This window comes from Dysgonomonas sp. Marseille-P4361, from assembly GCF_900343125.1.
Lineage (GTDB): Bacteria > Bacteroidota > Bacteroidia > Bacteroidales > Dysgonomonadaceae > Dysgonomonas.
In genome coordinates this window covers 436,166-452,283 of record NZ_OPYL01000002.1, presented here as the reverse complement: position 1 = coordinate 452,283, position 16,118 = coordinate 436,166, and the positions used below count along the sequence as shown (strand labels likewise).

The window sequence follows — 16,118 nt, the reverse complement described above, 5'->3', positions numbered from 1 at the left end:
TATGGCAAAAATTAAGATAATAAAAGGTTCAGAACTACCCATTGTAGAAGATATAAATAAGTCTACTTTTTTGGCTTATGAAAATAAAACAATAGGCTTAAAATCGGGGCGTATTGATTTTTCAAAGATGTCTCCTTTATTCGGCATTACACAAACTATTGATGATTCTACAACGACAGCCCCAGCAAGTAAAGTTATTAAAACGACTTTAAAGACGTTAAAACTGTCTGATAATCCTTTTGTTCCAGAAATACAAGGAAGTGCGGCAATGCCCGTTGAACAATGGCGTAACTTTATTTTGGGTTTAGAGCTTAATATAGAGTATAACCCGAATTTGTTTTACAGCCCCGCTATTGTTGTTAAAACAAGCAACTACATAGCTGTTAATATTTATTCGTCTGAGAATAGATGGACAAACCAAAACGCTAAAACAGTAGCAACTTTTCAAGTTGCGGGAGTGGGTGTCGTTGGTCTTACTAACGATTACGGCTCTATTGTTATTAATACAAATTTTGCGCCCGCATCATCGTTAGAGTCGCAATGGGCTGCTTATGCAGGGTTGTCCTCAAAAGTTTTTAATGCCGATAATAGCGAAAATATTAGATTGTTTAAGGCTCAAAATCAGCTATCAGAAACAAATAAACAGCTTGCAACAAAAAGCCCTATATCTGATAGAGAATATAACCCGTTTGATAAATCAATTCAGGACAGTACAAGTATGACAGTCGAACAATGGCGTAAGTTTATTTTGGGCTTAGAGCTTAATATAGCTTATAACCCGAATTTATTTTACAGTTTTACGATTGTTAATGTGAGCGACTCTAGTCTGAATATTTATATATGGAGTTCTAAGAATAGATGGACTAGCGACGAGGCTGTAAGTGTAGCAACTTTTAACGTTCCTAAAAATGGGGTGCAATATATTGAGAATGCATACGGTATAATTTGTGTCGATACAAACTTTGCGCCCGATGCAAATGTACAGTCGCAATGGTTTGTTTATAGCGGTCTTTCGGCTAGTGTATTCAATAAAGACAATAACGAGAATATCCGACTCTATAAGAGGACAAAAGAAATAACAAGTAATGTTTATGATGCTTTTTTGCCGCCTAAAATGTATGCAGTAGTAGGCAAAGAGTTTAATCTGTATTATGACACTTTCATTCTTTGCCCTGAGTATGGCAACGGGCAACCGCCGTTTATGTTCGATACCGAATGTGTAAAAGGTGCAATGGATAAACGCTCTTTTCGATTTACGCCGACAACCGCCGATGTTGGCGAGTTTGATTTTTCGCTCAGAATGTTAGACAAAAGTGGTAATGTCGTTAAAACGCTAACAAGTAAATTGGTTGTCGTTGATGCCGTTTGCCCCGATATTGAAAAAACTATTATTTGTATTGGTGATAGCACAAGCGATGACACGGCAGACGTAACGAAACAACTTCAATTAAACCTAGCTGAATGTAGCGGGGTTACACCTCTATTTTTAGGCTCACATCACCCCGCGCCGTACAAAAACGAAGCAAGAACGGGTAAAACGTATAGTTTCTTTGCAAATGGTGATACAGCTTACAGATTTAATTTTGAGGGTGTAGACCCGAACTTAGATACAAGTAATATTTACAAATTTAGGGGCTATTACTTTGATAATGTGAATAACGCTATCATGTTGATACACCGATGGAAAATTAACGCAGACGGCACGGGTTATGCTATCGGCTACCATTGGAACGCATTTACACCGCCGACAACTTTTCCCGCAATATTAAAGCCTACAAGTAGTAGTAACCCGACTTTGACCGTTACATCGGTTGATAAAATAAACTATTCGGTATTAAAGGATAACGAGGGCACAGGCGTTTTGAATTTCGGATATTATCGCACTGAAGCTTTAGGGCTTACAAGTGATAAAAAAATAGATATTTTGACAATGGATTGCGGTATTAATGACCTTTCGGGAGTATTGTTTACAAGCTCGCAAATAAATACAGTTGTCAATAATGCAAAGAAAATCATTGATGCTTTTATTACTGACAATCCAAATGGAAAAGTAGTCTTTTGCTTGCCTAAATCCCGAAATAGTGATTTGAGGTCTACAAGCCGCAATATGTTACGCTATAATATTTTCAATTTCAGTAAAAAAGCGGTTGAAACATTCGCTAATTATGAGGGTGTAATTATTTCACAAAGCGGCTTTGCGATGGATAGATTTTACGGTTATCCGTTAATTGAACAAAAGGTTGCAAGCAGGTACGAAGAAACGCTTTTGATGGCGAATAATGATGTACACCCACGCACAGAAGGTTATTATCAAATTGCTGACGGAATGACTGGCGCAGTTTTAGTGGCTTTAAAATAAAACAACTTTTATGGAACGATTTAAAATATTCAGCCATACTGGCGTATTATTGCTTGATGACTTTGTAGACGATAGTAGCTACCGCCTGCGCGAGATAATGGGAGACAACCGCCTTGAGCTTCGTTTCTCGTTACCCGAATTTATACAGATTGACGAGGGTTCATATTGCGATTTTATGACAGAGCGTTACTGGATGCCGCGCGCCCTGGACTATGTAAAAGAGCATAGCGAAAAGTTTACCTATACACTTAATCTTGAGGGGTCGTTATGGATGCTTAAAGCTACAAAGTTTAAATTCTTTGATTATCTGAATGAGGGCAACACGGTAAAGCCGACCAGCTCGTTTAAATTGAAGTTCCCGATCACGGCAACGCCACGAATGATAGCCGACTTGATTGTCGCCAACTTGAAACTGAAATACCCGCAATATCCGTGGGTAGTTGGCGAATGTATCGAAAGCGACCCTATTACGTTAGACTTCAATCACGATTTTTGTTTTGACGTCCTGGCTAAAACAATCAACGGGTTCAAAACAGAATGGGAGCTTGATAAATATACCCTGCATTTTCGCCGCGTCGAACGCCTGGATGCCAAGGGCAATAAGATTAACTTTAAGTTGTCTTACGGTTACAATAATGGTATTTTGGGCGGTATTCGTCGCATACAGTACGACAATACCAAAATAATAAACCGCGTATATATTGAGGGTGGCGAGCGCAATATAGACCGCTCAAGCTATGGGAGTGATACGCTTCTACTGCCTAAAAACAAGCGAATAACTTACGAGGGTATCGAATATACGACCGACGCATCGGGGTCGTATCTTGAGCGCGTTAAGCCCCTGGCTGGGGAAGACGATAGCCTTGATATTACAAAGTTTTACCCGCGCCGTGTGGGTACGGTATCAGCAGTAGAAGAGATAAACGACAAACAAGGCTTTTACAACATCATTGACAAGGATATACCCGAAGACCTCGACTTTTCAAAGATGGTTATAGAGGGTGAGACGATGACGGTTATCTTTCAGACGGGGCAGGTCGCAGGCAAAGAGTTCGACGTCAAGTATAACCATGCTAAGCGTAAATTTGAGCTAAAGCCGATTAATCAAAACGGGCTGATATACCCGCAAGGTAACATAATACCCGCAGTTGGCGACAAATACGCAGTCTTTCACATGCGCATGCCCGACAGTTATATCAGCGACGCCGAAAACGAAGCCCTGGACGAAACGGTAAAACATTTATGGCAAGGCGAGCAGGCACAATATTCGTATCGCTGGCAACTTGACGGTATATACGCCCGCCGCAACTGGGGCGAAATACGCGGCTACTTGAATATCGGCTATTTTGTTGAGTTCTCAGACCCTCAGTTCTTGCCCGAAGCGGTAGACGTGCGCATCGTGGCAGTTAAAGAAATGGCAAACGACCCGCAAAGCCCCGAAATAACGATAGCCAACAACGTAACCAGCAAAACAGTAGGCGCGGTAATAAACGAAATACCGACCGTAGAGCAAGCCGTAGACCGCAAAGACAGAGAAGTTTTAAACTTCGCCCGTCGTCGATGGCGAGATACGCAGGAACTTATTGATAACATTATGGGTATGTCTGATGAGTTTCAAGAAAACTTACTCAGCGCCTTAGTTTTCGAGGGTATGGTATTCAGAGCTGGCGCGCCTACTCTTCAATATCGTTTCTTGGCTGACGACTGGCAGACCTCAATAGAACCAGCTCTATACTTTGATAAGGCAAATAAAAAATTTCATTGCCCAGTTTCAAAGATTAAGCACGAAACGATAGAGATAGACGGTATTAAGCCTTATTGGACAGTACGCGAGTATATCTCAGACCATTTAGAAGCGGAAACCCCGTATTATTTATACCTCAAATGTTCTAAAGACTTGACGTTGGTAAATGGGCGATTGACTGGCGAAGCTGTTTTTTTAATATCTACCGACAAAATAAAGATAGAAGACCTCGACGGCTTTTATATGTTTTGGGTTGCTTTTATCAATTCAGAGAATGAAGAGGGCGACCGCTCCTTTACTACTATGTACGGACTTGCTGAGTTATTGCCAGGGCAACTAACGGTCGATACTATTCGCAGTTCTGACGGGGGTAGCTATTGGAAAGCTCTAAAAAATCAGTTCAAAATGGGCGATGGCAATAATAGCCTAGACTATAATATTACGCAAGAACATACGCTTACTATGACTAACGCCACGGTTCGCGAAGCGCTCAACGTGTACGGCGAGGCTTTTATAGCTGGCTTTCTGTTCTCAAACCAGGTTATAAAATCGAAAGCAACAACGGGCGATCTTAATGCGATGGTTCTTGATGGGCTAAACGGTTCTTTGCAATTCAATAACCATACAAAGCGATGGACTGAGAACGGCGACGAAGAAACGAAAAAGCAATATATACGCCTGGACTCAAGCAATGACGCAAAAGTAGAAGCCTATAACGTTACTGATGGCGATTACGCTAGTCTTTCGTCTCAAGGTGTATTTGCGAACCGAGCGGGCATTAATACCCTGCCAGTATCGGCGGGTATTGATATGAAAGCAGCTATTGCAGGGCTTGGTTATGGGAGCATGGATAAGGAGTGGTGGACGGGTGACTGGGGTATAGTTGGCGTATATGGCACAGCTCACAATAAATCAAACAACCCAACCCCAGCCTATGGCGGTTGGTTCGACCAGTTGAGAATAAACGGGCAAATTCTTAGTATGATAAGCTTAAGCGGCGATGGTGGAGAAACGACCAGGCTAACCCGAAATACATCTTTTGTTTTGGGAAACTCTAAAGGCGTACAACATATTTACCTGCCGACAAATGCTTACAGAGGTACGGTTATTTGGTTCAAACAATGGTGGACGGGCTATATGCGTATATATGCGCCACTCGGTCAAAGATTGTTCGACGATAGCACGGAGAACGAATATATTGACGTTGGCGAGGGCTGGACTGCTATGTGTGTATATATTGGCGAATGGGGTTCAGATGGTGTGCCTTATACTGGTACTTGGATGCTAAGTAAATTCAAATTTTAATTTTTTATATATACTGTATATGCAGTAACAAGCTCAAGCTTTTTATTGGTAGAGTTTATTTGTAAACTATATGTAGTTCCATCGCCTATAATACCCTCTCCATGTATAGTTATTTTATCCTTGTCGCGCTTCCATGTGTGGTCGAAGTCTTGCGAACATCTTTTATGTAGAGCGCTGCCGTCAGTCTTAAGCTCATAAGTGATTTTTGAAAAATTGCAATCATAACTAATAGGATTGCCGTTTTTGTCAATCGCTTTGCTTAGCGTGTAAGTTCCTGCTATCTGTTCATTGCTTAAGCTTAAAACGGGGTTTGTGTTGTCGGGACTTTCGCTATTGTCGTCAGAGCATGATAATAACATGAAAAAAGGAAGTAATAATAAAAGTGAGAGCTTTTTCATGGTCTTTAATTTTTTAGATAAATATTAGTATTAACAATTCAAAGATAATAAACTTTTTAGATATGCGAATAATTGAAAACAAACTACTGCCGACTAAAGGCTTTGCCGCTATTAATCTGTTCGGCTTAATATTCGTTCGCTATGGCACTCAGCTCAGCGACAGAACTAAGCGCCACGAAGCTATACACACCCAGCAAATGAAGTATATGCTCTATGTATTCTTTTATTTGTGGTATGGGGTAGAATGGTTAATCAGATTGATACAGTACGGTAATGCAAAAGAGGCTTACTATAATATCAGCTTTGAGCGTGAAGCATACGCCAACGATAGACAAAGCGACTACCTCAACACTCGCAATCCTTACGCCTGGACGAAGTATATAAAAATAAATAAGCCCCAATAAAAGGGGCTTTAAAGTATATTTAAAAGGCGTTTAAAACAATCAAAAGAAAAGGCATTATTTTATATTTTGCGTACATTTAGATTTTAAAACGTGTACTTTAAGTTTTTGCGATTATACTTTCATGAAATGTTTGATCATATACGTTTTGTGAAAAATAGAAATTTACAACATCGGTTATACCATTCTATTAGTTCGTCTATATAGACTACTAATAGACACTACTCAAATACCAGAGGATAGAAGTTCGGGAGCTTATCTAATCAGAGTAATTTCTATGATTATGACGAAGTATACACCCTTTATTTCTAAAACAGTTATTTAGACAGCCGGGGGAGATTTATTTCAGATAAGATAAATGGAGTAAAACTAATGCATCAAAAGAAATAGCACGTTCTGATATTTGGCATTTCTACAATATAATTTAACACAGGTAGAGGAATAATTTAAAAGACCCTTGATTATTCCATTAAAATATTTCTACAAGTTCGGTCTTGATCAATCAATTAATTCTGTCAAAATAGACCCTAATTTCTTTTTCATTTAATCTTTTCATTAGCCAATTCTTTATTTTCTCCTGATCGTTCTTTGGAAGAATGCGTTTAGATGTGATCATAAATACACCAGTTTTCGCTCTATGCAAAGTATCATTCTGGGTATAGATATATGATTGGGCATACGAACAACTCTCTATATGAGGGTATAAAGGAGTCAACTCAGACAGTAATTGTTTGCCTATAAGATATTGGCTTTGTATACTGTCTATTTTTTGTTTATAATCAGCAATTTCTACATTTAAGCGGACTATTTGTTGCCGGGACCTCTCTTCTTCAGACTGAGCTTTTAGTCTATCCTTAGCTATATCATTATCTATGGCCAACCCTTGTTCTATTGTTATTTTCGCATCATCTAAAGAGAATAAGCTTGCCTGACCGATAATTGCATCTTTGTCTTCTTCTGTCAACGAAGATCCGCCGTATACCAAATTAATTTCTTTCCTGTTTGCAGCAACCTCATTGTTTAATAAATAATTCCCTTTGTATATTCCTACATAACGTGTATATTTTTCGGCATTTACTCTGAATTTCTCATTCTGGGACATCCGGTAACCCAAATATATACTGGGCAATATGATTATAATAAGAACGATTGATAAGCCCTGATTGATACGATTCTTTCTTGTCTCACTTATGTTGGTATCTCTGATCGGAAACTTCAACATTTGAGAAATTAAAACCGAAGCATAAGCAATACAAACAGTGTTGATGGTAAACAGATAGAATGCTCCATAGAAAAAAGAAAATTGGAGCGTAGCTAAACCGTAGCCGGCTGTACAGAGAGGTGGCATCAAGGCCGTAGCAATAGCAACACCGGGAATAACATTTCCTTTCTGCTTACTGCTGATTGCTATAATACCCGCAAATCCACCAAATAGAGCAATTAAAACATCATAAATCGTCGGACTGGTTCGGGCTAAAAGCTCTGAATGGGCTGTATGAACGGGGGTTATCGAAAAATAAACAGTGGATGCTATAAGGCTGGCCAGCACCGCAAAACCAAAGTTCTTTAATGACTGACGAAGCAATCCAAAATCATGAATAGCAATACTGTAACCCATTCCATTGATTGGCCCCATCAGTGGAGAAATAAGCATGGCTCCTATTATCACAGCGGTTGAATTGGTATTAAGCCCTACGGATGCTATGATTATCGCGCAAACTAATATCCATATATTCGTCCCCTTGAACGAAATACCCTGTGTTATCGAATTATGGATTTCTTCAAAGTCTTCGGTTTGCTTTTGCAGACTAACGTAAGTGACTACTTTTCGTATGAAGTTATACATGCTATATATTATTAGTATTCAGACTATACACCTGATTTGAATAACCATGGAAAAGATACTTCTTTTTTATCAATTATATATTTACCAATCACACTTTTTCTATTTATGATTTTTGTTCTTGCTTATAAACTGTTTAATATCTTTGTTAGATCCATAAACAACCAAGATATCATTTTTTTCTAACATGGTATCGGGTGTTGGTATACCTTGAACGTCGGCAACAACTCTGGTTTTCCCTATTATGCTCTTCTTTTCTACATTTTTGATAACAGTCAACACGAGCATATTATATTCCTTACGAAAACCGATTTCTTCGATTGTCTTTCCAACAAGAATATCCGGCACTACAATCTCTACCATGCTGTAATTCTCATTTAACTCAAAAGAATCTACCATTCCCCGAAGCGTTAGTTTCTTGGCCCATCTTTCTGCGGTTTCTTCTTCCGGCCGGACAATCTCATGTACGCCGATTGCCTGTAAAACATTTTCTTGCAGAGGATTAAGAGATCTTCCTATAAGCCGTTTTACATTCAGGTTTTTAAACATGGCTGTCGCCATTATATTAGCACCTTGATCTTCTCCTATACAGACAATGACCACATCTGTATTCTTCAAGGGTAATGTTTCTACTGCAGCAGCATCTGTTACATTCAAACATGCAACATGTGTTATTTTATCTTTCAGTTCATTTACCCGTTGCATCTTTGTATCTACTCCGATTACCTCATTGCCCTGTGATGCTAACTTCTCAGCAAGTGAAGAACCGAATACACCGAGTCCGACAATAATATATTTCATTCTTTCTTCTTTTTAATTAATCAGTATCTCCTCCGATGGATAAGTATAATTAGACATCCTCACTTGCTTAAAGAAAGCAATAAGCAGCGTGAGTGTTGTTACACGTCCTATAAACATCAGTATTATCAGCACCAGTTTACTGGCAGAACTTAAACCGGGAGTTATCCCCAGACTCAGCCCGACTGTACTATAGGCCGAAACCGATTCAAATATAATATCTAATAGCCGCAAGCCTTCATCAAAATAGGAAATAAGTAATGAACCTATCCCCAAAACAACAACAGAAAGTGTCATCACCGCAAAAGCTCGTCTTATGGATGTTTCTGATACCTCCCGACTATACACCTCAATATTCTTTCGCCCTTTGGCCAAACTGATAAAGTTCAGAACGGCTATTGCAAATGTACTGGTTTTTATACCTCCTCCCGTAGAGGCAGGAGAAGCTCCGATCCACATCAAGATGATTATAATAATGAGTGACGATAGATGTAACTGATTAAAATCAACTGAATTGAACCCTGCTGTACGGGGCGTTGTCGCTGTAAATAGTGCTGTGACGAATTTCCCGATTCCCTGATGAGAAGCCAGTATATTATTATACTCGTTGATAAAAATAAGGATGGTTCCGATAACAATTAAAGAGATAGTTGTAACCAGATTTATCTTACTTCCCAGTTTCATCACCCAAGGCTTGTAAACGTCTTTTTTATGATTGAAAATCTGTAAGAATGTTCTTCTGATTAAATGTTTCAGGTATTTCAACAAATTGATTACAATCGGGAATCCTAATCCTCCGAGAACAAAAAGGAATATCAGGCTCAATTGGAATCTGTAGTTATCCACATATCCGTTTTCCATGATACCATGGGGCAATGTGGAAAAGCCTGCATTACAAAAAGCGGATATGGAATGAAATACTGAAAAATAAATCCGATCACTCAGACCAGGCATCAAAGCAGAACTTAAACTAGTAAAAATAAAGAAAGCCCCGACAGCTTCAATACCAACTGTTATAATTAATATCCGCTTTAAGGTCTTAAAAATTTCATCAATCTTCTCTATGTTAGAGATATTGCCCATCGTTAATTGATCCTCATAAGACGAGCCTCCCTTAAAGAAGTAGCTGAAATAACTGGCAAAAGTCAATATACCTAAACCGCCGGCCTGAATCATGACCATGATGACTGTTTGTCCGAACAGTGTAAAATCTTTACTTGTATCCAGTGCTACCAGACCTGTTACACAAACTGCACTCGTTGTTGTAAAAAGAGCATCTATCAGGCTGATGCTCCCGGTTGTGGATACCGGTAATAACAGTAAAATTGTCCCGATAAGAATCAGTCCTAAAAAACTGAGAACAAATAAGCGAGCCGGGTTTAATCCTATATATTTTATTCGGGATAACATTATTTATGCTTTACGGAACGGCTTAATGTGATATATCCTAATACTCCGCCAATGATAGAAGCTGCAAAAATACCAATCTTGGCTTGTACCATATATTCGGGATGAGTGAATGCCAAAGAAGTGATAAATAGCGACATGGTAAAACCAATAGATGCCAGCAAACCTAAACCAAACAGATTACGGACATTCATCCCTTGAGGGAATGGTGCGACTTTCAGCTTTATCAACAAAAGAGTAAAGCCAACCACACCTAACACTTTGCCCAATAGTAGGCCTAGAGCTACGCCTAAAGCTATATTCGTACTGAATAGTTGCTCAACATCAATATTGAGTGAAACCCCGGCATTGGCCAGAGCAAATATCGGTATGATAACAAATGTCACTAAAGGATGCATTCGATGTTCTAAGCGTTGCAATGGCGGAATGGCTTTATTGGTATCTATTTTTATTTCTTCCAACAAATGCAACTGGTCATTTGTAAGCGTCGGAATTTCGTTTTTAGGATCAACCTCCCTGAATTTATTCAGATAGTTCTTTATCCGTTCCACAAATAGATTCTCTCTTATTTTCACATCTGCAGGAATCATAAAGGCGGCAATAACAGAAGCTATTGTAGCATGTACTCCTGATAAGAGAAAAGATGTCCACACTCCGAGAATACCAAATATGGCGTAGAACAAAATACTCCGCACACCCATTTTATTGCCAACGAACATAATAAGAGCAAAGCCAAAACCAATAGCAAGGCTCATAAATGAAATATCGGATGTATAGAAAAATGCAATAACCAAGACAGCCCCCAGATCATCAACAATAGCCAATGCTGTTAGAAACACTTTCAGTGATAGTGGTATTTTACTCCCTAACAGATACAAAACACCCAATGCGAAAGCAATATCGGTTGCCATCGGTATTCCCCATCCGTGATGAACTTCTCCTGATGGATTCAGGATAATATAGATAAGTGCGGGTACGAGCATACCGCCGATTGCTGCACCGATAGGCAAAAGGGCTTTACGCGGATTGGATAATTCTCCTCCTACAATCTCCCTTTTGAGTTCTAAGCCCACTACAAAGAAGAAAACAGCCATCAGCCCGTCATTGATCCAGTGATGAATGCTATATTCAAAGAATGGAATGCCATCAAATATAAATCCCAGTTTATGCTCCAATAAATGAAAATAGTCTTCCGACCATGGGGAATTAGCTAAGATCATAGCAATGATAACACTCAGCCCGAGGACTATACCTCCGGCCTTTTCCTGTAATATAAATCGCTGAATGGGTTGAACCACCTTATCGATAGCTTCTTTTTTTTCTCCTGTCATCTATCCGGATTTTATGGAAATGTTGAATATTTTAATAAACATCAAAAATAATTTATTTTTTTCGACTAGAAAAAATATTACCGATTAACTCTATTTTAATAGGCATAGCATACTTATAATGAGTCATTAAACATAAATTAACTTTTAAACAAGCTCTAATTTTACTACTTTTGTTCCTAATACTGGAAAATCCGGTACTGTTCAGGAGTGGTTTTATTATTAGTCTATTACCTTTCTTTCTATATCCTGAACTCTTTTTTTAATCTTATATGACCGAGGAACTATTTATATCATTTGTAATGATGAGTTCTGCTATTGAGGTATATTTTAGATGCTTTATTTAGCATATATTTTTATTTCTCTACCATAATGAATTAAATAGTCTTATTTAGAAAAACATGTCAAGATTTGTTCCCGTTATTATTTATATCTTTTTTTCTTCCAATCTTAATATTTGGGCATCGGATGGGGAGCCTCAAAAAAAAACTATAAAAATAGGTGGAGCTGTACGGTTTAATATTGCTTCAGAAAACTATGAATCTGCTGCTAGGCCTTTAGATTCTTATATTAAATTAGATACATGGTTTTTGTCAGTAGATGCAGGATATGAGGATTTTGATTTAAGTTTTCAATATAGGCTTTATCCCGGATCAAAAGCACATTTTATACATCATGCCTATGTTAGATACAGGTTAAATGATAGTTGGTATGCAAAATTAGGAGTTTTTCAAAAACCATTTGGAATAGCGCCGTCTGCATCTCATTCTTGGTGGTTCCAACTTCCATATTATATGGGACTGGAAGATACTTACGCAACCGGCATAGGTGCTGAATACAAGATCGAGAAGCTATCTGTTGATATGGCATATTTCAGACAGGCTGCACCAAAAGGTTTCTTAAGTTCAGAGTATGAAGATAATACTGTAGGAAACAGCCGTTTTTCATATGCTGTTGTTCCTACAACAGGGCTTACTGGAGCTAACAGAAGTAAAGCTTCCATCCGCGAACTAGACCAATTTAACATGCGTATATGTTATCAATTGACAGAGATCGCAGAAGTTGGCTTATCCGGACAGTTGGGTAGTATCTATAATGAGACCTTAAATAAAAGGAAATGGAACTTGTCCTGGGCGATACACTCAGTATTCAATTATCGAAGATGGAATTTAAAGGCTGAAATTATTGGGTATAATTATAAATCTCAAAATGACAAAGGAGAACTTTTAGATGCCGTACAAATGGCTGCTTATGGCTCTCCTTATGATGTGGCAAGCAAAGGATTTGTATACCTGGCAGGAATATCATATACTATTCCTATAAAAAGGAAATTCATAAAAAGTATAGAAGCATATGTAGATTACTCAATAGCTGACAAAAGTAGAGCCGGATATAACAATACTCATCATTTAATACCCGGAGTATCCATTGCTTCGGGACCTATTTACACATACATAGATATGGCTATAGGAAAGAATCATCCATGGCTTACGAGCAACTTTGGAGAAGGACTTGCACAAGATAGCGATAATGCCAGATGGAATAGCCGTTTTAATATAAATATCGGATATTATTTTTAAAATTAACACATTACAACAAGTAAAAATAAAACAATATATAATATGATAAAAAGCAAATTACCTTTTCGAACGACATTAACCAAATCAGTTGCTCTACCAGGGCTAATTGTTATACTTTTTGTATCCCTTTATTGTGGCTTCTTCCCTGAACAAGCCAATAAATCTCTGTCGGTTGTGAAAACCTATTTTTTTAACAACCTGAGTTGGGTTTATGTATTGATGGTAACTTTGTTCGTTCTATTTCTTATTATTATAGCTTTAAGTAAACTTGGTAATATTCGCTTAGGTTCGGATAATTCCCGGCCCAAGTATAGCTTCTTTTCATGGATAGCAATGCTGTTTGCAGCCGGTATGGGAATCGGGCTTATGTATTTCGGTGTGGCAGAAACAATGTCTCATTATGCAAATCCGGCTATAGACGATACGCTTCAACGAGCAAAAGAAGCCCAATTATACACTTTTTTCCATTGGGGAATACATGCCTGGGCCATATATGCTGTGGTGGGATTAGTACTGGCTTATTTTGCCTATCGTTATAAATTGCCGTTGGCAATACGAAGCGGTTTATATCCTTTGTTGAAAGATAAAATATATGGGCCAATCGGAAATATTGTAGACACTTTTGCGCTATGCAGTACATTTTTCGGAATTGCGACAACTTTGGGATTTGGTGTTGTACAGCTAAATGCAGGATTGCAAAGTATAGGATTGGTGCCAGAGAACAGTTTTACATTTCAGGCTATTATCGTTATTGTAGTCATGGGTATCGCTATATTTTCAGCTTTTACAGGCGTGGATAAAGGTGTGAAGCGATTAAGTGAACTGAATCTGTCTCTCGCTTTTATTCTGATGGTATTTATTTTGATTGCAGGACCAACAATATATATACTTAGCACCTTTAGTGAAGGTATCGGTTATTACATCAGTAATTTAACAAATCTGACCTTCAATACTTTTGCCTATGAAACAGAAGCTCAGGGCTGGTTCTCGGGCTGGACAATTATGTATTGGGCCTGGTGGATATCATGGTCTCCGTTTGTAGGGTTGTTTATTGCACGTATATCGAAAGGGCGTACCATACGTGAGTTTATTATAGCTGTACTACTGATTCCTTCCTTATTCAATTTCTTATGGATGACTATATTTGGCAGTAGTGGTGTTTGGCTGGATAAATTCGTAGCAAATGGAGAGTTGAGCCTATTGGCGAACGATCCGGATACTCTCCTGTTTCGCTTTTTTGAATATTTTCCATTTACAGGCTTATTGAATATAATAGCAATCTTGATGATTGGGGTTTTCTTTGTTACTTCAGCAGACTCCGGTATATTGGTTATGAACAGTATAGCATCCGGTGATAAAAAGAACTCGCCGAAGTGGCAAAATATATTTTGGGGTGTACTACTCATCATTCTCTCTCTTACACTGCTTCGGGCAGGAGGTCTGGCCTCACTGCAGACGATGACTCTCATTTCCGCATTACCCTTTGGGTTGAGTATGCTACTCTTATGTTTTTCTTTATGGAAAGCTTTGCAAATCGATCATTTATTTCATAATACCAAACTGCCCTATGGTAGTATCGCATGGGACGGGAGCAGATGGAAGGAACGGCTGAACAGAATACTAACCTTTTCCCACAAAAGAGATGTCAAGGACTTTTTGAATGGCACGGTAAAAGAAGCATTCGGCGAACTTCAGCAAGAGTTATCCGAAAATGATATTGAAGCTCAAATAATAACAGGTAAAAACACTGCTCTATCCATAGAGTTATTTATAAGGCATGATAAAATACGAAATTTCCGATATGGTGTCGTTGCTGAGCCTCAAACGATCTCGGAGTATATGATCGAGGAAGAGAATACTCCGAATGTTGATATGGAAACGCCTTATATACCGATTACCTATTTTAATGATGGGCGTAAAGGAAATGATATACAGTATATGACAAAAGAGGAAGTGATAGCTGATGTCCTCAGAGAATATGAAAGATTTATAAGTCTCATCTCTGATGATAAAAACGAATTGCTTATTATTGACAAGTAGATAAACCTGAAAAAGAAGGCTGTGAATAAATTGATAGATTCAGGAAGGAATGATCGTCCTGAATCCATTTATTTGCAACCATATTCTTTAAACTTTGCTATTTTATTCCTGTTACAGTAATCGAATAAATGCCGACATTTCCCGCTTTGTATTTGGCTATCGTTGATTCATCTAAATGCTCCTGTAAAACATCATCAGGAATGGCAACTGTTTTTGTTCGTTCAATCTTTATATCAGTAAAATTAACCTTTTTGATCTCTCCTAAATAATCGTCCTTTTGTATCGCACTGGCAATACAACCCGCATACAAGGAAGCATTATCTGTAAACTCTTTAGGGAATACGCCATTCAGCACAACATCAGAGATACAAAAATGACCTTCTTTTTTCAATACACGATATATTTCTTTAAATATTTTATTTTTTTCGGGTAATAAATTCAAGACACAATTACTTACTACAACATCTATGGAACTATCGGGTAAAGGCATATTTTCAATATCTCCTTCGATAAATTCGACATTGGTATATCCTCTTTTAGTTGCGTTCTTTCGTGCCTTTTCTATCATCTGTGGCGAAAAGTCAATGCCGATTACTTTTCCTGTTTCCCCAACTTCTGCTCTGGCTATAAAACAGTCGTTACCTGCACCTGAGCCTAAGTCTAAAACTGTATTACCTTCTTTAATGCCTGCATACTCAGTAGGTAGTCCACAGCCTACACCTAAATCAGCATCTACTTCATACCCTTTAAGCCCGCTGTAATCTTCGCTCATGATCGTAAAGACCTTTTTTGAAGGAGTCGCAGGATTCGTTCCACAACAGCAATCGGATTTTAAAGCATCGCTATTCAAAGCCAGTTCGCTATATCTCTGTTTTACCAAAGCTTTCTTTTCTTCGTTTGTATTCATATTAAAAG

At 38.3% G+C, this 16,118-nt stretch carries 11 protein-coding genes; 5 read left to right on the top strand and 6 right to left on the bottom strand.

Annotation, left to right across the window (positions count from 1 at the left end; all coding sequences use genetic code 11):
- Position 1 precedes the first annotated feature (1 nt).
- Complete coding sequence (locus DHU68_RS05680) at positions 2-2,359, top strand: SGNH/GDSL hydrolase family protein (protein ID WP_108822002.1); 2,358 nt, start codon at positions 2-4, stop codon at positions 2,357-2,359.
- A 616-nt stretch (positions 2,360-2,975) separates the two neighbouring features.
- Positions 2,976-5,408, top strand: coding sequence for a hypothetical protein (locus DHU68_RS05675; protein WP_160111080.1), 2,433 nt, complete (start codon positions 2,976-2,978; stop codon positions 5,406-5,408).
- Here DHU68_RS05675 and DHU68_RS05670 read toward each other — a convergent pair.
- Complete coding sequence (locus DHU68_RS05670; RefSeq protein ID WP_160111079.1) at positions 5,405-5,806, bottom strand: hypothetical protein; 402 nt, start codon at positions 5,804-5,806, stop codon at positions 5,405-5,407. The two genes, DHU68_RS05675 and DHU68_RS05670, sit on opposite strands and share 4 nt — an antisense overlap.
- 62 nt (positions 5,807-5,868) lie before the next feature.
- Between DHU68_RS05670 and DHU68_RS05665 the strand changes: the two genes are divergently transcribed.
- Positions 5,869-6,210, top strand: coding sequence for a hypothetical protein (locus DHU68_RS05665; protein ID WP_108821999.1), 342 nt, complete (start codon positions 5,869-5,871; stop codon positions 6,208-6,210).
- A gap of 499 nt (positions 6,211-6,709) precedes the next feature.
- Here DHU68_RS05665 and DHU68_RS05660 read toward each other — a convergent pair whose 3' ends face one another.
- The 4 genes from DHU68_RS05660 to nhaA all read right to left on the bottom strand — a co-directional run bounded on the left by DHU68_RS05660 (position 6,710) and on the right by nhaA (position 11,586).
- Positions 6,710-8,053: a TIGR00341 family protein gene (locus DHU68_RS05660; protein WP_026625793.1), complete on the bottom strand. Its 1,344-nt coding sequence runs from the start codon at positions 8,051-8,053 to the stop codon at positions 6,710-6,712.
- A 99-nt stretch (positions 8,054-8,152) separates the two neighbouring features.
- Positions 8,153-8,851: a TrkA family potassium uptake protein gene (locus DHU68_RS05655; protein ID WP_026625794.1), complete on the bottom strand. Its 699-nt coding sequence runs from the start codon at positions 8,849-8,851 to the stop codon at positions 8,153-8,155.
- Positions 8,852-8,863: 12 nt separating this feature from the next.
- Complete coding sequence (locus tag DHU68_RS05650; RefSeq protein ID WP_108821998.1) at positions 8,864-10,258, bottom strand: TrkH family potassium uptake protein; 1,395 nt, start codon at positions 10,256-10,258, stop codon at positions 8,864-8,866.
- The gene (gene nhaA, locus DHU68_RS05645) at positions 10,258-11,586 is read right to left on the bottom strand and encodes a Na+/H+ antiporter NhaA (protein WP_080904973.1); all 1,329 of its coding nucleotides are present in this window, start codon (positions 11,584-11,586) and stop codon (positions 10,258-10,260) included. Before nhaA ends, DHU68_RS05650 begins: the two co-directional genes overlap by 1 nt.
- 398 nt (positions 11,587-11,984) lie before the next feature.
- Between nhaA and DHU68_RS05640 the strand changes: the two genes are divergently transcribed.
- Together DHU68_RS05640 and DHU68_RS05635 are read left to right on the top strand one after the other, a co-directional pair.
- Positions 11,985-13,163 carry a hypothetical protein gene (locus DHU68_RS05640; protein ID WP_080904972.1) on the top strand — a complete coding sequence of 393 codons (1,179 nt, stop codon included), beginning with the start codon at positions 11,985-11,987 and terminating at the stop codon, positions 13,161-13,163.
- Between the two features lie 42 nt (positions 13,164-13,205).
- Entirely contained in the window at positions 13,206-15,203 is a 1,998-nt protein-coding gene (locus DHU68_RS05635; protein WP_108821997.1) for a BCCT family transporter, read from the top strand.
- Positions 15,204-15,300: 97 nt separating this feature from the next.
- Here DHU68_RS05635 and arsM read toward each other — a convergent pair whose 3' ends face one another.
- Positions 15,301-16,110, bottom strand: coding sequence for an arsenite methyltransferase (gene arsM / locus DHU68_RS05630; RefSeq protein WP_108821996.1), 810 nt, complete (start codon positions 16,108-16,110; stop codon positions 15,301-15,303).
- Positions 16,111-16,118 lie beyond the last annotated feature (8 nt).

Coding starts and splice junctions, on each gene's coding strand:
- DHU68_RS05655 (WP_026625794.1), bottom strand. CDS start 8,851: ATGAAATATATTATTGTCGGACTCGGTGTATTCGGTTCTTCACTTGCT.
- nhaA (WP_080904973.1), bottom strand. CDS start 11,586: ATGACAGGAGAAAAAAAAGAAGCTATCGATAAGGTGGTTCAACCCATT.
- arsM (WP_108821996.1), bottom strand. CDS start 16,110: ATGAATACAAACGAAGAAAAGAAAGCTTTGGTAAAACAGAGATATAGC.
- DHU68_RS05680 (WP_108822002.1), top strand. CDS start 2: ATGGCAAAAATTAAGATAATAAAAGGTTCAGAACTACCCATTGTAGAA.
- DHU68_RS05665 (WP_108821999.1), top strand. CDS start 5,869: ATGCGAATAATTGAAAACAAACTACTGCCGACTAAAGGCTTTGCCGCT.
- DHU68_RS05635 (WP_108821997.1), top strand. CDS start 13,206: ATGATAAAAAGCAAATTACCTTTTCGAACGACATTAACCAAATCAGTT.
- DHU68_RS05640 (WP_080904972.1), top strand. CDS start 11,985: ATGTCAAGATTTGTTCCCGTTATTATTTATATCTTTTTTTCTTCCAAT.
- DHU68_RS05670 (WP_160111079.1), bottom strand. CDS start 5,806: ATGAAAAAGCTCTCACTTTTATTATTACTTCCTTTTTTCATGTTATTA.
- DHU68_RS05660 (WP_026625793.1), bottom strand. CDS start 8,053: ATGTATAACTTCATACGAAAAGTAGTCACTTACGTTAGTCTGCAAAAG.
- DHU68_RS05650 (WP_108821998.1), bottom strand. CDS start 10,258: ATGTTATCCCGAATAAAATATATAGGATTAAACCCGGCTCGCTTATTT.